We start from the raw sequence: 18,994 nt of genomic DNA, 5'->3' as shown, positions 1-18,994 counted from the left end.
ACGGAGAGGACTTTTAATGGCAGCTTCCGATTGGAAAATTAACGGGGTCAAGGTTATCCCTGCCGGCACGCTGGACCCTGATACCGCGCAAACGCCTGGGATGAGCCGGGCGGCGGCGATCAATTATGCGCGCGTGGGAGCGCAAAAACTGTGGGCTGGTACCGTCAACATCGCGCCCGACGCCAAAACCGGAGCCCATCATCATGGCGCTTTGGAAAGCGTAATCTATGTGATCCGGGGCCGCGCCCGGATGCGTTGGGGTGAGCGGCTGGAATTCATGGCCGAAGCGGGGCCTGGCGATTTCATCTTCGTTCCGCCCTATGTCCCTCATCAGGAGATCAACGCCAGCGCCCAGCAGGCACTGGAATGCGTGGTTGTGCGCAGCGACAACGAAGCGGTAGTAGTTAACCTGGATATCGAGCCGGTCGAGCAGCCGCAGCAGGTGCCGTGGATCGATCCCATCCATAAACCGCGTTGAGCAAAGCCACGCGGCGGCGAATGAAAGCCGGCCCGGCGTGGGCGAGTGGAGGCGGGTTGCCTTGGACTGTCCGCTCGGTCATTTTACAAAGCTGCTCTGGAAGCGCTTTTCAACCTTGGGCGCAGCCTCGGCGCGGGAGACGAGATGGATTTTGGCTATTTCACCCTCAGTGACAATCATTACGACCATAATACCCGCTCCGCCGATACGTTTGTCGCCGACATTCTAGACGAAGCGATTTACGCCGAGCAGGTTGGGATGCATTCGGCCTGGATCGGCGAGCATCATTTCAGCACCTTGGGCGTGCTTTCCTGCCCCGAATTGGTGCTGGCCAACGTAGCCGCACGTACTTGCCGAATCCGTTTGGCTCCGGCTGTGACAGTGTTGCCGCTCCATCATCCCATCCAGGTGGCTGAGCAATGGGCCACGTTGGACCTGCTAAGTAATGGCCGGGTCGATTTCGCCGCTGGCCGCGGCTACGACCAACGGGAATATCTCCCGTTGAAGGTTTCATTCGAAGACAACCAGGTGCTCTTCGAGGAGGGATTGGAGATAGTACGCCGTTTGTGGTCGGGGCCACGCCCGATCTCTTATCGCGGTCGCTACTATCAGTTCGAGAATGTCGCCGTTACGCCCCAGCCCGTTCAGCGCCCTATCCCAACGTACGTCGCTTCGTTTTCCAAACCATCAATCGAATTGGCGGCCCGGCTGGGATGCGGACTAATCGTCGCTCCTTTCGCTGCCGCGATGAGTTACGGCGGCCTGCGCCAGGTCGCTCAGCTTTATCACGAGACCTGCGCCCGTCACGGCACCACGCCCGGGCGCCTGATGTGCAGCTACTTCACCCATTTTGCCGATACGCCGGCGCAGGAGCAGGCGGCCCGTGCCCGCCAGATCCGCTATTACAAGGAATGCGTGATTCCGGCCTTCCCCGGCGATCCAAAGACCGCGCCACCCAGTTATCGTTACTTTATCGAGATGGTCGAGCGGTTGCGCCAGGTTAAGCCCGAGGATCTGACCGAGAACTCGGTGCTGCTAGGGTCGCCGGTGGCGATGATCGACACCCTCAAGAAAGTAGAAGAGGCGGGTTTCGACGAGGTGATTTTATATTTCAACGTCGGCCTCAAGGACCACGCCCAGGTCAAGGATGAGATGGCGCGCTTCATGGCGGAGGTGGCTACCAGCCTCACCTGACGCCGCTTCTACTGCGGCGCCTGCTTTATCAACACGGCTTTCGGCCAGCCCGCGCAGCTTGCGTTCTGGCCGCGCTGATGGCACAACCAGGGCGGCCTGGAGTGAGCGGGTAAATCGAGCGTTTTTAGAGGCGGGCTTGAAAGAGTACCAGCCAGGTGCCTGGAGTGTGATGTCGGGATTGCTGGTCACCCAGATCCTGGTTTCCAGCCCCTATCTCACGCTGACTGCTGTCTTCATGACCCCCTTTATTCGGACCTTTGGCTGGAGCCATGCGGCGGTTGGCGAATTGGCTTTTGCCGCGGCCTTGGTGGGCGGTTTCGTAGCTCCAGCAGCGGGCTGGTTGCTGGATCGGGTCGATGCGCGCTGGACCATGGCGGCTGGGATCTCGCTGATGGCGCTGCTGTATTGCTTCGCCGCTCGCTGCTCGTCCTTTGGCGCGATGGCGCTGGTATGGGCGCTGCTGGGGGTCGGCAGCCAGCTCGCGATAATTCCAATCATGGTGGTTTCGATCAACTGGTTCGGTGGCCGGCGCGGCTTTGCCGGCGGCGTGATCATGTTTGGGCGAGGCCTGGGAATGGCACTCTCACCTCTCGTTTTGACCACTCTGATTATCCATTATGGATGGCGCAGCGCGATCGGCTGGATGACCGCTCCAGCCCTGCTCGTTGCGCTACCTTACGTGCTGTGGGTGATGCGAACGCGGCCGGCGGCGACCCAAGCCCGCGGCACCGCCGCGGAAGTCGCCACGCTGCCCGGGCTGGAGCTGAAGGCGGCCTTGAGCAGCACGCCATTTCTGCTGGTTTTGGCCGCCGAATTCCTCTTCACCAGCGGATTTTCCGCTTCGCTGACCCACTCCATTACCTACATGATTGGCCTGGGCTTCAGACCCCAGCGTGCCGCCCTGATCTATAGCGCGCAAACCATGGGGACTGCTTTGTGCACGGTACCACTGGGCTTGCTTGCCGACCGGGTCGGGACCCGTCGTGTTCTGGCGCTGGCCTTGATGGCGGTTGCGATCGGCAATGGTGCTCTCGCGGGCTTCAGCAACCTATACCTGCAACCTTTCATGATTCCGTTGTACATCGTGGGTTGGGGCGTCCCGTGCGGCACCATCTTCGCGCTGTTACCGGTGCTGCTAGCGGAATCGATCGGCTTGCGCCGGCTGGGAACGGCGGTCGGCGTGATGGGTTTTACCACCGCCATTGGCATGGCGACGGGGCCGATCTGGGCGGGCCGCATTTTCGATCTCAACGGCAGCTATGTACCGGCCTTGCTCATCGCCAGCGGCGCGATCCTCCTCGGAGCTGGGTTCGTACAAAACGTGCGGCCTGCACCTGGGCACGACCAGCTTCCACTGCCTCGAGTGCAAGCTGTCTCGGCCACGGCTTGACCACCGTTCCCGCTCCGGCTTCCGCGACGATCTAGAGCCGCGCATCCTGTTACAGCGGGCGGTAAGTGCTGCGCTGGGTTGGCTTATTCGCCGATTATCTTGATCAAAACGCGCTTGGGACGGCGGCCGTCGAACTCGCCGTAGAAAATCTGCTCCCAGGGGCCGAAGTCCAGCTTGCCCGCGGTGATTGCCACCATCACTTCCCGGCCCATCACCTGGCGCTTGTGGTGGGCATCGCCATTGTCCTCGCCCGAGCGATTGTGATGGTAGCGAGTCGAACTGGGATCGAAGGGTGCCAGCTCTTCAAGCCAGCGCTTATAGTCCTCCAGCAGGCCGGGTTCGTCGTCGTTGATAAAGACTGACGCGGTGATGTGCATCGCGTTAACCAGGCATAGCCCTTCGTGCACCCCGGAGTTTGCGACCGCATTTTCGACTTGGCGCGTGATGTTGACGAACTCCATCCGCGCCGGCACGTTCATCGTAAGATAACTGGTATGAGATTTCATTGCCTTCGCTCCGTAACCGCCCTCCTGTACGCCATCAAAATTGTTATGCAAAGCCCGATCCGTCAGTCCTTTTTTGGGTATTTTATTAAATTGCTAGTCCGAGTGGTAAAATATAAATCCAGGTTAAGAAGCTTAGGTCGATCGCATGGAGGGGCAGGCTCGAAAAGAAATGCGGCGGAAGCATTAGACTCAGCACCGCGCGTCGCCAGCATATTCAAGGGCGTAGACAAATTTGCCATCCGACCGCCCCATTTCAACTAAGCAAAATTGACTATCTTTGCGCAAAAATAATCGGACTCGAGAATTACGCGCCGGGGCAACATGCGGTGCCCTGCACGCACGCTTTCTGGCATGAAAAAGTCGACGCAATAGAGCAGCGTAAAGCCTTGCACAATGGGTAAGGCTTGGTCTATGGGTTGCTCTGGCAAAGGGGAAACCTTAGTCCGGAGAAGTTCGGCGCACGCTCTTTCAGCATTATTGCCGCCGTATAAAAGATGGCGTTGTTTCGAAATCTTTTTCTTCAGACCCGTGGAAGATGACCGATAACGGGCCGGTTTGCGGAGACCCGTTTCCACGGCCTACTGAATAAAAAGTGATTTTGGAAAATTCTGCTTATCCGGCGGCTTTTTGTGGATCGCCGGCGGGGCCAGGATAATCACGAGGGCCAGATGCGAAAGCCAAAAGCGCCGACACGCGGCGGTTCGGAAGCTCGATCACTGGATCGCCGAACGTTCATAAAGGGTGCGGCGGTGGCGGTCACCGCGGCTGCCGTGACAAGCCGTATCGCGCCTGGGGCCGCCGCTCAGGCCAGCCCTCCCGACACCGCTGACTTGGTCGGCACCTCCACCCAGCGCGCGGCACGCGCCGCCGTCAACCGCAGTAAGCTGCTCGCGGCCCCTGCGCCACCGCTGAGCGCAATGGTTATCCCCCATCCTGGTTCGGATTTCATGGTGGACGTCATCAAGAGCTTGAACATCGATTACCTTGCGGCCAATCCCGGTTCGAGCTTTCGCAGCCTGCAGGAATCTTTAATCAACTACGGTGGCAACTCGAAACCCGAGTTTATAACCTGCAACCATGAAGAAATTTCAGTAGCTTTTGCCCACGGTTACTACAAAGCGGCGGGCAAACCAATCGCGATTCTGGCGCATAGTACGGTGGGGCTGCAGCATGCCGCGATGGCGGTTTACAACGCCTGGAGCGACCGAGTTCCGGTTATCATGATGGCGGGTAACCTGGTCGACGCCGCTTACCGGCGGCCGGGCGTGGAATGGTTTCATTCCGCCCAGGATCCGGCCGCCATGCTGCGCGATTTCACCAAATGGGACGACCAGCCCGCCTCGCTTCAACATTTCGCCGAGTCGCTGGTACGGGCTTACGAGTTTTCGATGACCCCACCGATGGGGCCCAGTCTGATTGTCGCCGATGCCAAGCTGCAGGAAAGTCCGGTCGATCCGGCGGGACTGCTTGGGATACCCAAAGTCGGTCCCATCTTTTTTCCCCAGGGCGACGAAGGCAGCTTACGTGAGGCGGCTGCGATGTTAGCCGCGGCTCGCCACCCGGTGATCCTGGCGGATCGCGCGGCGCGCACCCAGCAAGGCATGCAACTGCTGGTTCAGCTGGCTGAATTGACCGCGATTCCGGTGGTCGATTTGGGCGGGCGAATGAATTTTCCCAATCGCCATTACGCCAACCTGTCGGGGATGAAACGCCGGCTGATCCGCGAGGCCGACGTGATTTTGGCGTTGGAGGTTTCCGACCTGTGGGGCCAACTCAACACGGTTGGCGATCCGTATCACAACTACCGCCGGCTGGCGCCAACCGATGTCAAACTGATTCACATTAACATGGCAGCCGCCTATATGAAGTCCAACTACCAGGACTTCGAGCGCTATCAAGCGGTGGATCTCGATATTATCGGCGACGTCCAGACCAGCCTGCCGCCGCTTATCGAGTCCTGTCGGCGCGCCTTTCACAATAAGCAGGCGGTTGTCGCGCAACGCACCCAGGCCCTCAAGGCGATGGGCCAGAAAGCATTGCGCCAGACGTTGACAACGGCGACCTACGCCTGGAACGCAAGTCCTATCAGTACGGCTCGGCTGGCGGCCGAAACCTGGAACGTGATCAAAGACGAAAACTGGTGTTTGGCCGCCAACGGCCAAACCATCTGGCCGCACGCGCTGTGGAACTTCACCGAGTATCAGCAATATCTCGGCGGTCCAGGGGGGTATGGAGTCGGTTATGCGATTTCCGCTTCAGCCGGAGCCGCACTTGCCAACAAGGCCTCGGACCGCATCACCGTCAGCTTTCAACCCGACGGCGATCTGATGTACTCCCCCGGTGCGCTGTGGACTGCCGCGCACCATCGCCTGCCCCTGATGACCATCATGTTCAACAACCGCGCCTACCATCAGGAGATGATGCACCTACAGAACATGGCCTCGCTTCACGGCCGCAGCCCTGACCGCGCCTATATTGGCACGGCAATCACCGATCCCGATATCGATTTCGCCAAGCTGGCGTCGGGACTCGGGGTGTGGTCATCGGGGCCGGTCAGCGATCCGGCTCAACTCGGTCAAACCCTGCGCGCCGCGCTGAACATCGTCAAAGGCGGCCATCCCGCCCTGGTCGACGTCATCTGTCAGCCCCGTTAACAACTGGCGGTAAGGTTTCGATGAAAACGGCTATCGCGACCCTGGTACTTGGCTTGCTCGTGGCGGTCAACGGTCATGCCGCCGACACCGGTTCGGCGGCCCATGGCCAAATCCTGTTTAACACGCTGGGCTGCACTGCCTGTCATGGTGCCCAGGGCGAGGGGGGAAACGCCCGTCCTGGCGTACCGGCGCCCAAGCTGGCGGGGATCACGCTCGGCCTGTCGGATTTTATTCGTCAAATCAGGCGACCGCGCGGCGCGATGCCGGCCTTTCCTGCGGCATTCGCCAGCGATCGCGATTTATCCGACCTTTATGCCTATCTTACCTCGGTAGGCGGTAAACCAGCCGCTCTGCCTATGTCAGCGGCACCCCTTGCTCCTTCGGGGTCAGCCGCGCGGGGCAAGCTGCTATTCATCAAGGTGGGCTGCTACGAGTGTCACGACTACGCCGGCGAGGGTTCGGTCTTCACCGGTCCCAGCCTCAGCCCCAACCCGCTGCCCTACCCGGCTTTCGCCGCACAGGTCAGGTTACCTCGCCAATATATGCCTAAGTATCCAGTCAAGTATCTGAGCGAGCAGCAGCTCGCCGATATCTATGCCTACGTCCGGTCGCTGCCGCCGCCTCCGGCGCTCAAGAATTTACCGCTGCTGACCAACCGCTGACGGCAGCGGCTAAAGCCGCTGGCGCTCGCTCACCAACCTACTGTTGCAGCCCTCCAGGCAAAGTTTTTTGGGTCTGCTTCAGGACTTGCGCGCCTGCTTGACGATGCTTATTCGAAATTCAGTCGGCACGTGCTCGAGAAATCCTTCGGGTTTAGTTCAGGCGTTCGAAAGGCCTTGATCAAACCGGCCTCGGACCGCCTTTGCGCAAGGCCATCCCATCAGAGAAAGGAGGTTCTCGCAAATGGCTTTGTTGAGATTCGACACCAGCCCGGACTCGTTTGGGTCTTTAGTGAGCCTACAGCAAGAGCTCGAGCGATTCATGCGAAATCCGGCGTTCGCGATGGGGCCATCGGGGTTCGGTGCCTACCCGCCGGTCAACATCTTTGAATCGTCCGAGGGCGCTTTGATCATTGCCGAGGCTCCCGGTCTGAACGCGGCGAAGCTGAACCTCAGCGGGACCGGGCACACCTTGACCGTCAGTGGCGAGCGAATCTTCGAGCCGGACGGTAATGGTTGGGGGTATCATCGACGCGAACTCAACAAGGGGAAGTTCTCTCGGTCGATTCACTTGCCTGAAAATTATGAGCTCGCAAACGCCGAGGCCCGCTACGAGGCCGGGTTACTGATTATTCGCGTTCCAAGGGCCGAGCGTGCCAAGCCGCGGCAGATTGCCGTCCAAACGGCGTGAAAGGAGGCGAAACATCATGGCAGAAAAAGAAACTCGTGAGATCGCCACCAAGGAGAAGCAGCAGGTGGCCAAGCCGCAGGAACAAACTCGTCCCGGACGGTATTATGTGCCTGACGTGAACATCTACGAGTTTGATGATTCATTAAAGCTTTGGGCCGACATGCCAGGTGTCAAGGAGAAGGATGTAAATGTGACGCTCAAGGATGGCGTGCTGACGATAGTCGGCAAGGTTGCCACCGAGATGTATGCGGGACTGCGCCCGATGTATACTGAGTATAACGTCGGCAACTACTACCGCGAGTTTGCGCTGAACGAAGACATCGACGAGGCGAAGATAAGGGCTACCCTGCGTAGCGGCGTGCTCGAACTCGAATTGCCCAAGAAAGAGCAAGCTAAACCCCGGCGAATCGAGGTTCGTAGCGCGTAGGGCCTGAGCGATAGAGAAAAACTTCTCGCGTGGTGGTTATATCATGCCCAAGCGAGACCTGTATCGAGTTCTTGGCGTTTCAGCAAATGCGGCGCCGGGTGAGATCAAGCGAGCCTATCGGCGAATCGCCTTCACCGTCCATCCCGACGTGGGCGAGCGTCCCGATCCGGAACGCTTCCGAGAAATCCACGAAGCCTACGAGATCTTAAGCAATCCCGACCGGCGCCGCACCTATGACGTTGAGATTGCTGTCCAACAACCCTTTTCGGCCCAGCCCTTGCGGGCGAGGCGAGAACCGGTTGCGGTTCGCGATGATTTCCTCGCGGTTCAACGTTCACTTGGATCGCTGTTCGATCAGATCGAGCAGCATTTCTTCGGATATCGGACGAAGAACGGCGGGCCTCCACGACGGCTCGGGGTGGAAGCGGTGCTCGACGCTGAGGAGGCGCGTTTTGGCTGTCGGGTGCCATTCAGCGTCTTCTGTTACGTCACCTGTCAACGCTGCGGTGGAAGGGGCGAAGGGTGGAGTCTATGTCCGGACTGTTATGGGGACGGAGTTGTCGAAAGCACGCGTGAAGTGGTCATCGATATTCCGCCCGGCGCGAGTGACGGCGACAGATTCGAAGTTCTGAGCGACGCTGGAATAACGAATTTGCTGTTAGAAGTGCGGGTGACCGTGACGTGAGGCTTAATTCCACTATGCCACACACGGGCAGGCTCCCGTAACTACGAGTCGGTATCAAGCGCTCGTTGATGAGCCGTTTGTATTTCGCCACCATCACGAAAAAGCTGCCGAACCGTAGTTCTTAATCGACGTATTCATCGCGACGGTGGTGTTAGCGATGAGGACCGAGACAGCCCGACAGTGCCAGAAATGCGATCCCGCAGGCGGGCGCGTTTGCAGCCGGTCGAATCCGGGCAAACAGCAGCTCGCGGATCAGGCTCAGTTGGGTAACCAGGCCAGCGCGCGAATCTCGCTGAATTCGCGCGCCAGCTTGTGCCATGAATCGCCCCCGTCGCGACTTAAATAAAGGTAGCCGTTGATACTGTTGGCCACGACCAGCTCGGGATCGGCGGCGTTGACCGCGAACCCGTTGATGGTGGAATTGGGCGCCACCGGCAACCTCATCGCATGCCAACTGCGGCCGCCGTCGAGTGAGCGATAAGCCGCGCCGGTCTCGCCGAAAACAACATTGCCGACGCCCGCGAAAATGACCTCGGAGGTGCCGGGCTTGAGCGCTAGACCGCGCGTATAGGCGCAATTTGGCTGATCGCCGATCGGGGCAAACTGATGGAGAGTGAAATCGCCCCCGCCCTCTTCTTTTATCCAAATTCCGTCGGGAGTGGCGACCAGCAGTCTGGCGCAATCACCCGCGCTCAGAGCCAGGCCATGAATATCGAAGCCGCTTTCGATTCGCGGCCCGAGCTGGGGCAATTGTCGCCAACTCTGGCCGCCGTCATGGCTGTGAAAGATGCCTCCCACCTCCACGCCAGCAAACAGTTTGCGCGGGTCGCGCGGATCGACTGCCAGCGCGGTGACGCGTGGCGGGCCAATGGGGATCGGGCAACGCTGGGGTAGCGGCGCGTTAAGCTGCGTCCAGGTGCGACCGCGGTCGCTGGAGCGGAAAATCGCGGGCGGTTTGGTCCCGGCCAGGATAACGTCAGGGTCGGCTGGATCCAGCAACAACGACCAGATGTGTGCGCCTTCCAGCTTCAGTCCCAGCATCTCCCAACTAACGCCGTTGTCCTCGCTGAAATGAACTCCCACGTCCGAGCCGGCGTAGATGCGATGAGGGTCGTGAGGCGAGACTGCCAGGGCGCGTACTTGGATGTCGCCGATTTCCCAGAAGAAGGGCAGTTGCATTCGTGCTTTTTTGAAATGCTCGCCGCCGTCGGGACTGTACCAGATACCGGCGCCAACCGTGCCTACGCAGATTGTAAAACTCATGGCTTGCCTCCGCAGAGCGGCGAGATTCGGCTTGCTGTTTGCCTTATACGTCCGGCCGCGCCATCGGGGCAAGTCGCGTTTCCTAGGGGCTTGCGACTCCCAAATCAGTTGAGCGCTTCGCGGTCTCGGAAACTGGTACCGGCTTGGGCTTAGTGGCGCGGGCCGCCGCGCCCGCCTGCGCCACTGCGATGGGGCCGAGCTGCAAGAGCCTTTGTTGGCCCCCGCTCGCTTCGCTAAAGGACGACATGTCGGCGGTTCGGCGCGTCAGTTACTTGCCGGCGAAGTAGCGCCGCTTCAGAGCCGAACACGCGCTTGCAGCGACGGTTCTTCAACTGTCCACACTTCGCGGATCGCACGGTTGTGCCCCTCCTCAATCAACAAGGCGCCGAGCACGAAGACCAAGCTGCACGCGATGACCGGAAACCACAGGCCAAAGAAGATATCGCCAGCTCGCACCGAAAGTATCGAGATGAAAAAAGGAGTCAGGCCGCCGACCCATCCGGCGCCAAAGTTGTAGGCGATCGAAACCGCGCTGAAGCGAATGCGGGTGGGAAATTGTTCGGTCAGGAACGCGCCCAGTGGACCGAAGGTCATGGTCGCGTACAGAATAATCGCCACCAGGATCAGCTCGACTTTTAGTTTGTCGATTCGGTGCGGATCAGCGCCGGGCGGATAGCCTTGCGCGCGCAGCGCCGCCATATATTGGGTCGCGTCAAAACCATGCAGCTTGCGTGTGCCGATGGTCACGATGGTGCCCTCGGCCGTGCCCGGCAGCGAGCGATAGCTGATCCCTTTGCTGGTAAGAAAATCCCGCGCCCGGTCGCAGGCACTCAGCTTGGTGGCCGCGGTCACCAGGAAATGGAGATGGCAGCTATCGGCGGCGATAGTCACCGGCACGCGGGCCTGAAAGTCGGCCAGCGCCGGATTGGCCGCGCGGGTCAGCGCGGCGAAGAGCGGAAAATAGGTCAGGGCACCAAGCAGACAGCCGCCCAGCATGATCCATTTTCGACCGACGAAATCTGACAGCCAGCCGCTGGCGATCGCCATTGGGAAGGCTATTACTTGCGAGACCAGGATCAAGCTGTAAGTGGTTGCATATCCCACCTTGAGCACGGCAAGCAGGAAGATCAACGAATAGGTCGTCATGAATCCGACCACCACCTGTCCGCTGCACATCATGAAGGCGATCGCGACATAGCGCAGGTTGCGCAGGCTGCCGAAGGTTTCGGCCACTGGCGCGCGCGAGCCCTGGTGGGCCTGGCGCATCTCGCGAAAGACCGGCGATTCTTCCAGCCCGTAGCGGATGTAGATCGAGATCGCCAAAATCACTATGGAGAGCAGAAAGGGCAGCCGCCAGCCCCAGCTCATGAATTGAGGCTGGGTCATCGAAAGGCGCGTGATCAGGATGGTGGCGCCCGACAGCGCCACGCCCAGGAAAACCGCGATCTGCACCCACGAGGTTTGATAGCCGCGCCGCCCGTCGCTAGCATGCTCGGCAACGTAGGTGGCGGCGCCGCTGTACTCGCCCGCCATCGAGAGTCCCTGGGTCAGGCGCAATGCCACCAGCATCGCCGGCGCCATCCAGCCAATCTGGGCGAAGGTGGGTAGCAGGCCGATCGCGGCGGTGGCCCCTCCCATCATTGTTATGCTCACCAGGAAGGTGTTCTTGCGTCCCGCGCGATCGCCGAAATGGCCGAAGACGAAAGCCCCCAGCGGGCGCACGACGTAAGAGACGCTGTAAGTGACCAGTCCTGCGAGCAGATTGGCGGTGGGATTGCCGGGGGGGAAGAACTGCTCGCTGAAAAAAACCACCAAGGCCGGGAAAAGCAGGAAGTCGTACCACTCGAACATGCTGCCGGCCAGCGCCGCCACGATAACTTTGCGCAGCGTGGCGGCGGGGACGGCGGCGGTGGGCTTCATCAGGCGTTGCTCCGGGCAAGCCCTCAGCGGCTCAGTAGCGCGAGAAGTGATAACACTGCTTGGCCACGCATTCGATCAGCGCGGGATGGTTGGCGCGGGTAACTTCCAACGCTTCGCGCAGGGCGGGCAAAAACGCCTCGGCGCGCTCGATCCGAGTGGCCCATCCGCCCAGCCCCTTGGCGACCTCGCAGTAGTTGCCACCCAGATCGAGCGCGTGATGTTTCTCGATCGATTTGGGCATCGAGGCTCGCTCGCCCGCCATCACGCCATTATTGAATACGATCGTCAGGATCCCGATCCGGTTGCGCACCGCGGTCTCCAGATCCATTCCCACCTGGCCCATCGCCGCATCGCCCATGAAGTTGACACATAGTTTGTCAGGGTGGGCAAGCTTGGCTCCCATGATTAGCCCCAGCCCGTGCCCTAGCTGGGTGGACTTGCCCCATCCCAAATAGCCGCGCGGGGTAACGCAGGGCCAGAACGGAACCACCTGCTCGCGTGGACTGCCCGAGTCGTGGGTGGCGATAGTGTTGGCCGGATCGACCGCGCCAATCAAGTCGTGAATGATGCGATATTGATTGATTGGCACTTCACTGGAAGTCAGCTCTGGCGCCCATTCCTTTTGCCATTCTTCCTTGAGCGCGCGCACCTGCGAAGCCATCCCGGTGCGCCGCCGGCGCGGGCCGATCTCAGCGATCAAGGCTTCCAGCACCAATTTGGCGTCGCCCAGAAGCGCGGCTCGTGTGGCGAACTCCTTGTTGATGTCGCCCGGATCGTTGGTCATGTGCAGGATAGTCTTGCCGGCTGGGATCTGTGGCCCCCAGGGAGTGCGGCTGAAGCTGGTGCCGATTCCGACGATCGGATCAGCCTGGCGGAGAAAATGGAATGCTGCCTTGGGAGCCGAAATTGCCGAACCGCCCAGGGATAGGGGATGGTCCTCGGGAAAAGCGCTCTTGCCGGTGTTGGTGGTCAGCACCGGGGCGTCGATCAGTTCAGCCAGCTTGACCAATTCCGCGCTCGCACCAGCATAAAGAATACCCTGGCCGGCATGGATCACCGGGCATTTGGCTGCCAACAGCAACTCGGCCATGGTACGCACCTCAGCCGGATCGGGGCCGGTGCGCAGTGGCTTGACCGGAGTGTAATCGAGCTCGCCCTCCAACTCTGCTTCGCTTATGTCGCCGGGCAGCTCCAGCAGCACCGGCCCCGGCTTGCCCGAGCGCAATTGCTGAAACGCGCGGCGCATCAATTCGCCCACTCGGCGCGGCTGATTGAGTTCGGCGGCGAACTTGGTGATGTGCGCGAAATTGTCCACCGCGGAGAACGTCGGTGGGGTGTAGCGCCGGCCCGTCGCCTGCCCCGCCGGCAGGATCAGTACAGGCACGTTATCGGCGAAGAGCTGAGCTACTCCGGCAAAGGAGTTTTCCACCCCCGGTCCCCCCTGCATCGCAAATACGCCGATACGCGCGCCGTTGGTAGAGCGGCTGATGCCGTCGGCGATCCCCGCGCCCACCCGTTCCTGGCGGCAGATGATCGGGCGGATTCCCACTTCGGTGCAGGCGTCGATCAGCAATTGGCGAGGATAACAGACCAGGAACTCAATCCCCTCCGCCTTGAGTACCCGTGCGATCGCTTCGGTAACTTTCATTTCTACTCCTGGGCCAAGCTACAACTTGCCGCGCGCTGCCCGTTAAGTGCGTGGCTGCTGATCAACCAAAGCCAGTGGTTACCTGCTCAGCGGGCCGCGCTTTGCGCCGCCGGCGGCGAGGGCATGTCGGGAGCTTCTTGCAGCTTGCGCCAAGGCTTGGGCGGCTTGCCTGCGCGAATTGCTGCCAGCTCGCGCAGGAAGATTTTGCGGAGCAGCGCGATTCCGGCGTCGGTGCGTCCAAGCCGCTCGGCACCCCGATCGGCGATTGCCCCCTGGCCGCGCAGCGCCACGTAATCCTGGGTCGAGGTCAAGCCGTAACCTTCGCCCTGCTTGGGCACGTGATGGCGGTCGAACAGTTCGTCGTAATGTTGAGAGGGGTCGTAATTGTTGGCCATTTCGGCCGCCATTAGCTCGGCGGTGGCGGCGGCCGTGGGCGGAATAGCGACGATAGTGAAGCGGCGCGTGTTGCGCTCATCGATCGGCACCGCCCACACGCTGGTATGGAACCAGGGTTCGCCCTTGACCAAGCCGGCCGAGACGATGTGATTGTTGTTGGGAAAGGTCCAGTCGCTGACCCGCACGTTGTTGCCCGGCCGCCGCGCGATCTGCCGAATACCCGCGCTGGTCTCCTCGTAGGACAGCTCTGGACTGGCCGCGGTAATTTCCTCGCCGAAGCGGCCGAGCTTGCCCCACATATGGACGTAGCTGACGTGGGCCGCGTCCAGGGAATTTTCGATCTGCTGGAACCAATGGCAGTCCCACACCTGCTCCTGATGGAGAATGAAACAGCCGGGTTCCTCCAAGCTGTCCTTGCGCGGCAGCTCGAAGCTGGGTGCAGGTCCTTCGCCCATGTATGCGAACAGCACGCCGCAATATTCATGCAGCGGATAGCCTGCGATCTTGACCAGCTCGGGGCGCGGATGGGTTTCTGCCGGCATCTCGGTGCATTGGCCCGTTCCCGCGTAGCGCCAGCCGTGATACATGCAGCGAATCTGTTCGCCCTGAACCCAGCCCGTATGCAGCACGGTGCCGCGATGGGCGCAGCGGCCGCCTACAAGATAAAAGCGCCCGCTCTGACCGCGGAAAAGCGTCAGCTCCTCATTCATCACGCGCAAGCCGCGCGCCTGGCCCGGCGCCAGCTTGTCGGCCACCGCGATGGGCTGCCAGAAACTTCGTAACAGGATGCCCATCGGAGTGCCGGCTGAAACTTCCACCAGCAGCTTGGATTGCTCTGCGTCCACGGCGATGCTCCTTCATGAAAGGGCGGGCCACTTTATCCCGCCGCTGAGCGTCTAGTCGGGTCTTGGCCTGCGCTACGCAGCCACCAACCGGCTTACCTGTAGCGCTTGGATAGTGCCACTGTAAAGCGCCGTCAGCCACTTGGGGCGTGCTGGCAGACCAGAGCCTATAACTTTTTGAGTGAGATCGGTTTGCGGGTTTCTGCTAACTAATGCATCGTTGTGCCGCCGCCGCTGCCTACCCGCCGCAAGAGTAAGAAACCGGGCACGAACAGTAGCGCGCCCACGGCCAGCAGCCGATAGATATCGTTGTAGGCCATCAACTGCGCCTGCTGCACCATCTGATGGTAGAGTAGGCCGTAGCCCCGCATCTGATGGGTTGTCAGGCCCGGGATCAGATTGAGTCGTGGCGCGCCCGGTGCGCGCGCCATCTGATCTATCCGCCAGGCGTCGAAGATCTGGAAATGGCCGGCCAGATATGACTGATGGATCTGCTCGCGGCTGTTGAGCAGATTGGAAACCATAGAGATGCCGATCGCAGAGCCGGTATTGCGCATCATGTTGTATAAGCTCGCCGCGTAGCCCATCCGTTGCGGTTCCACGCAGGACAGAGTGGAGGCCGACATGATGGGAAAGATCAGCCCACCGCCCACGCCGGAGATAAACACCGGGGCCACCAGATTGTTCATACCCACCGCCAGGGTCCATTGCCCCATTTGCCACACCGCATAGCTCAGGACGACGAAGCCCAGGCCGACCAGAAAGCGGGTGTCCCAGCCTCGGCGCGACATCTCACCCACCATTAGCATCGCGCACAACGTGCCCGCTCCACGCGGCACCACCGCCAACCCTGCGTCCCAGGCCGAGTAGCCGAGGAGATCCTGAAAGAACAGGGGATTGAGTAGATTGGTGCCATACACGATCAGCACCAGCCCCATGATTACGATTACGGCAACGTCGAAATTGACGATCTTGAGGATGCTGAGATCGAGAATCGGTTCGGGAAAGCGCAATTCGTGAATCACCAGCAGGATGAGCGCCAACGCCGCGCCGGCGGTGAACAGGCAGACCCATGAGGCATTAAACCAATCGGCGCGCTGCCCGCGATCCAGCACGATCTGTAGCAGGCCCAAGCCCAGCGTAAGGTAGGCAATACCCCAATAATCGATTCGGCGCGCCTGCTTGCGCGACTGGCGCAGGTACTCGGGATCGTGGACGAAGGTGGTGACCATGATCGCGGCCAGAATGCCGGTGGGCAGGTTGATGTAGAAATTCCAGCGCCAGTTCCAGTTGTCTGTGATCCAGCCGCCCAGAGTCGGCCCCAGGACTGGCGCCGCCATCAGCCCCACACCCCACAGCGCCATCGCCATACCTTGCTCTTCGGGCGGAAAGGTCTCCATCAAAATCGCTTGCGAAGAGGGAATCATCGCCGCTCCCGCCGCGCCTTGAATCAGACGAAAGACCACCATCTGACTCAGCGAGCCGGCCGCGCCGCACAGCCCCGAGGCGATCACGAAGACCACTACCGAAGTCAGAAAGTACCGCTTGCGACCGAAGCGGGCCGAAATCCACCCGGTCAGCGGAATCATGATCCCGTTGGCCACGATATAGCTGGTCAAGACCCAGGTGACTTCGTCCACACTGGCCGAGAAGCTTCCTTGCATGTGGGGCAGGCAGACGTTGACGATCGAGGTGTCGAGCACCTCCAACGTCGCGCCCAACATTACGGCGAATGCCACCAGCCATTTATGAGACGAAGCTGGGGCGGGGGCGGGAAAAGTTATGGTTTCAGAAAGCGTTGCCGAGGCCATCGAGAACAACCTTGTTGCTCCTGGAACTGAAAGGCGGAAGCGGAGCCGGTCTATTGATAATGACTGACCAGTCAGTTATTATCAAGCCATGCCGCGAATCGCCGCCGATAAGCGCGAGCAACATACCGAAGCGCGTTGTGAGCAGATCCTCCACGCCGCCTTGCTGCTGTTCGCCCGCAAGGGCTTCGCCGAAACCACCATGGAGGAGGTCGCGGCCGAGGCTAATCTCGCCAAAGGCAGTCTTTATTTGTATTTTCCAAGTAAAGACGCGCTTTTGGAGCAACTGCTCCGGGGCAACCTGCTGCTTCCTGGCGGTACGGAATTGCTAGCTTCCTTGCGCTATCTACCGGCCCGGACGGCGATTCCCAAGCTGGTTCTTACGCTGTGGCGCACGCTCAAGGAGCGCAAGCCGATTACTCGTCTGGTAGTGCGCGAAATTTTGAGCCGGCCCGATCGTGCCCGGCTTTATCTGGAGCAGGTGCGCTTGCCCGCTTTGCGCGCCCTGGCCGAATGCCTGGGCCACTGGATGGATCGCGGTGAGCTACGCCGAGGCGACCCGATGGTGGCCTCGCAATGTCTATTCGGGATGTTGTGGTACCTCATCCAGTCGCAGGAGTTCTTGGGGGAGGGGGACGAAGGACCATCTGACGAGACGATCGAGCAGATGGTTGCGACCATTTTTCTTGATGGCGCCGCGGCGCGGGAGAGCCAGGCGCCCGGAAAACACCAATGAACAGGAATTTTCTGCGTCGCTTAGTGGTGATTGCGCTGGTCCCGGTTATCGTGACCGCGGGCGCGCTCTTTGGGTGGCCCTATTATCGCTATCTGGCAAGCCACGTCTCCACCGACGACGCCTATGTGGACGGAACCTCGGCTACGATTGCCGCGCGAGTAGCGGGCACGGTGGTGGCAGTCGGGGTTAAAAGCAACTGGTCGGTCAAACGTGGCCAGGTGCTGGCGCGCTTGGACCCGCGCGATTACCAGGTCGCGCTGGAACAGGCGCAGGCCCAGTTGGAGCGGGCGCGCCAGAGCGTCGACAGCCTGTATGCCGGCTATCAATCGGCGCAATCGGCGCTGGCGCTGACCCAGGCCGAGTTGCGCCAGGCCAAGCTGGACTACGACCGCGCCAAGAGCTTGCGAGTGCTAGGAGTAATTGCCCAGGAGAAGCTGGATCAGGCCGCTACCGCCTATCGTTCCGCGCAGGCCGAGCGGGGACTGGCCGAGCATGCGCTGGAACAGGCGCGCGCCTCCCTGGGCGCGTCGGCCGAGGATCACGATCGTTACGATCGGCCGATCGTCCACCAGGCGCAGGCCGCCTTGGATGCCGCCCGCTTGCAACTCAGCTACACCGTAATTCGCGCTCCGCTTGACGGGATCGTGACTAATAAGCACATCGCATTGGGCGACCGCGTGCAGGCGGGGGAACCCTTGATGACTCTGGTGCCGCCTCCGGCGCGGCTTTACGTTACCGCCAACTTCAAGGAAACCCAATTGCGTGATGTCCGGGTCGGGCAGCCGGTGACGATGAGCGCTGATGCCTATCCGGGCTACGTATATCGTGCTCACGTCGATTCGATTGGAATGGGCACCGGTTCGGCCTTTGCCCTACTGCCGCCCGAAAACGCCACCGGCAACTGGGTTAAGGTGGTTCAGCGGGTCCCGGTCAAGATCGTGCTGGACGGCCCGCCTCCGGCCCGGATGCCGTTGCGAATCGGGCTTTCGATGGACGTTTCCATCGATGTCAGCGACCGGCACGGCTCGGTGCTGGCCTCGCAGGGGCAGGAGGACCAAGGCGTTTTGGCGGCGCGCGATCCGCAGCGCAATCAGGACAGCACGGCGCTGGCGCGGTGACGCGAGCGGCAAGGATCGCCCATGGGGCATTCGTTCTCCGGTCGAGGCCGGCGCACATGCTGCGCGATGTGATAGGCGCCAATCCCGTGGTGCTTTTGGTTGGAATCAACCCTAGCTTGCATTCCGAGCGGCTGGGCCATCATTTTGCCGGGCCCGGCAATCCGTTTTGGCGCCTGCTGCATGCAAGCGGCCTGGTGCCGATCGCGCTGACCTGCGCCGAGGATCAGCGTCTGTCTGAGTTTGGCTTGGCCCTGACCAATCTTTGCGCGCGCGCCTCGGCCAGCGCCGCGGAACTGCGGCGCGACGAGTTCGAGGAGGGCAAGCGGCAGCTGCGGAGCAAGATCGAGCGGCTCAAACCCAAGTTCGTGGTCTTTGTTGGCTTGAGCGCCTACCAGCAATTCTTCGGCAAGAGCCGCAGCGGCGGAGCCGGGCTTAAAGAGGAGCGGATCGCCGGCGCGCGAGTTTTTGTTCTGCCCAACCCCAGCGGGCGCAACGCCAGCTTTCCCGGCTTCGAGGACAAGTTGCGATGGTTCAGGCGCCTGGCCGAACTGCTCGCCGCGGAGCCGCTTTGACGCTTGA

Annotated in this window: 17 protein-coding genes; 11 read left to right on the top strand and 6 right to left on the bottom strand. The window is 60.8% G+C overall.

Annotated features, from left to right (window positions below):
- Nucleotides 1–16 precede the first annotated feature (16 nt).
- The 3 genes from VKV28_02935 to VKV28_02925 all read left to right on the top strand — a co-directional run bounded on the left by VKV28_02935 (nucleotide 17) and on the right by VKV28_02925 (nucleotide 3,062).
- On the top strand, nucleotides 17–478 hold the full coding sequence (locus VKV28_02935; GenBank protein HLH75740.1) for a cupin domain-containing protein: 462 nt from the start codon (nucleotides 17–19) through the stop codon (nucleotides 476–478).
- Nucleotides 479–622: 144 nt separating this feature from the next.
- The gene (locus tag VKV28_02930; GenBank protein HLH75739.1) at nucleotides 623–1,672 is read left to right on the top strand and encodes an LLM class flavin-dependent oxidoreductase; all 1,050 of its coding nucleotides are present in this window, start codon (nucleotides 623–625) and stop codon (nucleotides 1,670–1,672) included.
- Between the two features lie 136 nt (nucleotides 1,673–1,808).
- Nucleotides 1,809–3,062, top strand: coding sequence for an MFS transporter (locus tag VKV28_02925; GenBank protein HLH75738.1), 1,254 nt, complete (start codon nucleotides 1,809–1,811; stop codon nucleotides 3,060–3,062).
- An 83-nt stretch (nucleotides 3,063–3,145) separates the two neighbouring features.
- Here the strand turns inward: VKV28_02925 and VKV28_02920 are convergent, their stop codons facing one another.
- Nucleotides 3,146–3,568 (bottom strand): secondary thiamine-phosphate synthase enzyme YjbQ, encoded by a 423-nt coding sequence (locus VKV28_02920; protein HLH75737.1) that lies wholly within the window; start codon nucleotides 3,566–3,568, stop codon nucleotides 3,146–3,148.
- A gap of 749 nt (nucleotides 3,569–4,317) precedes the next feature.
- Here VKV28_02920 and VKV28_02915 point away from each other — a divergent pair.
- From VKV28_02915 to VKV28_02895, 5 genes are all read left to right on the top strand, one after another.
- Nucleotides 4,318–6,222 carry a thiamine pyrophosphate-binding protein gene (locus VKV28_02915; GenBank protein ID HLH75736.1) on the top strand — a complete coding sequence of 635 codons (1,905 nt, stop codon included), beginning with the start codon at nucleotides 4,318–4,320 and terminating at the stop codon, nucleotides 6,220–6,222.
- Nucleotides 6,223–6,242: 20 nt separating this feature from the next.
- The gene (locus VKV28_02910) at nucleotides 6,243–6,884 is read left to right on the top strand and encodes a c-type cytochrome (protein HLH75735.1); all 642 of its coding nucleotides are present in this window, start codon (nucleotides 6,243–6,245) and stop codon (nucleotides 6,882–6,884) included.
- Nucleotides 6,885–7,125: 241 nt separating this feature from the next.
- The gene (locus VKV28_02905) at nucleotides 7,126–7,572 is read left to right on the top strand and encodes an Hsp20/alpha crystallin family protein (GenBank protein ID HLH75734.1); all 447 of its coding nucleotides are present in this window, start codon (nucleotides 7,126–7,128) and stop codon (nucleotides 7,570–7,572) included.
- 16 nt (nucleotides 7,573–7,588) lie between these two features.
- Entirely contained in the window at nucleotides 7,589–7,999 is a 411-nt protein-coding gene (locus tag VKV28_02900) for an Hsp20/alpha crystallin family protein (protein HLH75733.1), read from the top strand.
- 43 nt (nucleotides 8,000–8,042) lie between these two features.
- On the top strand, nucleotides 8,043–8,684 hold the full coding sequence (locus VKV28_02895; protein ID HLH75732.1) for a DnaJ domain-containing protein: 642 nt from the start codon (nucleotides 8,043–8,045) through the stop codon (nucleotides 8,682–8,684).
- 258 nt (nucleotides 8,685–8,942) lie between these two features.
- On the opposite strand, the gene VKV28_02890 is transcribed toward VKV28_02895, so the two are convergent.
- The 5 genes from VKV28_02890 to VKV28_02870 form a co-directional block, all read right to left on the bottom strand.
- Entirely contained in the window at nucleotides 8,943–9,947 is a 1,005-nt protein-coding gene (locus tag VKV28_02890; protein HLH75731.1) for a hypothetical protein, read from the bottom strand.
- 294 nt (nucleotides 9,948–10,241) lie between these two features.
- Nucleotides 10,242–11,867 (bottom strand): MFS transporter, encoded by a 1,626-nt coding sequence (locus VKV28_02885; protein HLH75730.1) that lies wholly within the window; start codon nucleotides 11,865–11,867, stop codon nucleotides 10,242–10,244.
- A 31-nt stretch (nucleotides 11,868–11,898) separates the two neighbouring features.
- On the bottom strand, nucleotides 11,899–13,515 hold the full coding sequence (locus tag VKV28_02880; GenBank protein ID HLH75729.1) for a thiamine pyrophosphate-requiring protein: 1,617 nt from the start codon (nucleotides 13,513–13,515) through the stop codon (nucleotides 11,899–11,901).
- Nucleotides 13,516–13,601: 86 nt separating this feature from the next.
- Entirely contained in the window at nucleotides 13,602–14,756 is a 1,155-nt protein-coding gene (locus VKV28_02875; protein ID HLH75728.1) for a Rieske 2Fe-2S domain-containing protein, read from the bottom strand.
- A gap of 206 nt (nucleotides 14,757–14,962) precedes the next feature.
- A complete protein-coding gene (locus VKV28_02870; protein ID HLH75727.1) occupies nucleotides 14,963–16,492 on the bottom strand; it encodes a DHA2 family efflux MFS transporter permease subunit in 1,530 nt (509 codons plus the stop codon).
- Nucleotides 16,493–16,652: 160 nt separating this feature from the next.
- On the opposite strand from VKV28_02870, the gene VKV28_02865 reads away from it, so the two are divergent.
- From VKV28_02865 to VKV28_02855, 3 genes are read left to right on the top strand one after another with little or no spacing between them, the layout of a single operon-like run.
- Nucleotides 16,653–17,297 carry a TetR/AcrR family transcriptional regulator gene (locus VKV28_02865; protein HLH75726.1) on the top strand — a complete coding sequence of 215 codons (645 nt, stop codon included), beginning with the start codon at nucleotides 16,653–16,655 and terminating at the stop codon, nucleotides 17,295–17,297.
- Entirely contained in the window at nucleotides 17,294–18,415 is a 1,122-nt protein-coding gene (locus VKV28_02860; GenBank protein ID HLH75725.1) for an HlyD family secretion protein, read from the top strand. Before VKV28_02865 ends, VKV28_02860 begins: the two co-directional genes overlap by 4 nt.
- A 56-nt stretch (nucleotides 18,416–18,471) precedes the next feature.
- Entirely contained in the window at nucleotides 18,472–18,987 is a 516-nt protein-coding gene (locus VKV28_02855; protein HLH75724.1) for a mismatch-specific DNA-glycosylase, read from the top strand.
- Nucleotides 18,988–18,994 lie beyond the last annotated feature (7 nt).

Source organism: Candidatus Binataceae bacterium (assembly GCA_035294265.1).
GTDB lineage: Bacteria > Desulfobacterota > Binatia > Binatales > Binataceae > DATGLK01.
Note: the sequence above shows the minus strand (reverse complement) of the source record. Positions and strands in the feature narration are given on the sequence as shown.

Bases quoted from the DNA above. Each gene is read 5' to 3' on its own strand.
- VKV28_02855 (HLH75724.1), top strand. From the start codon at position 18,472: ATGCTGCGCGATGTGATAGGCGCCAATCCCGTGGTGCTTTTGGTTGGA.
- VKV28_02935 (HLH75740.1), top strand. From the start codon at position 17: ATGGCAGCTTCCGATTGGAAAATTAACGGGGTCAAGGTTATCCCTGCC.
- VKV28_02905 (HLH75734.1), top strand. From the start codon at position 7,126: ATGGCTTTGTTGAGATTCGACACCAGCCCGGACTCGTTTGGGTCTTTA.
- VKV28_02900 (HLH75733.1), top strand. From the start codon at position 7,589: ATGGCAGAAAAAGAAACTCGTGAGATCGCCACCAAGGAGAAGCAGCAG.
- VKV28_02860 (HLH75725.1), top strand. From the start codon at position 17,294: ATGAACAGGAATTTTCTGCGTCGCTTAGTGGTGATTGCGCTGGTCCCG.
- VKV28_02930 (HLH75739.1), top strand. From the start codon at position 623: ATGGATTTTGGCTATTTCACCCTCAGTGACAATCATTACGACCATAAT.
- VKV28_02880 (HLH75729.1), bottom strand. From the start codon at position 13,515: ATGAAAGTTACCGAAGCGATCGCACGGGTACTCAAGGCGGAGGGGATT.
- VKV28_02890 (HLH75731.1), bottom strand. From the start codon at position 9,947: ATGAGTTTTACAATCTGCGTAGGCACGGTTGGCGCCGGTATCTGGTAC.
- VKV28_02910 (HLH75735.1), top strand. From the start codon at position 6,243: ATGAAAACGGCTATCGCGACCCTGGTACTTGGCTTGCTCGTGGCGGTC.
- VKV28_02865 (HLH75726.1), top strand. From the start codon at position 16,653: ATGCCGCGAATCGCCGCCGATAAGCGCGAGCAACATACCGAAGCGCGT.
- VKV28_02895 (HLH75732.1), top strand. From the start codon at position 8,043: ATGCCCAAGCGAGACCTGTATCGAGTTCTTGGCGTTTCAGCAAATGCG.
- VKV28_02920 (HLH75737.1), bottom strand. From the start codon at position 3,568: ATGAAATCTCATACCAGTTATCTTACGATGAACGTGCCGGCGCGGATG.
- VKV28_02885 (HLH75730.1), bottom strand. From the start codon at position 11,867: ATGAAGCCCACCGCCGCCGTCCCCGCCGCCACGCTGCGCAAAGTTATC.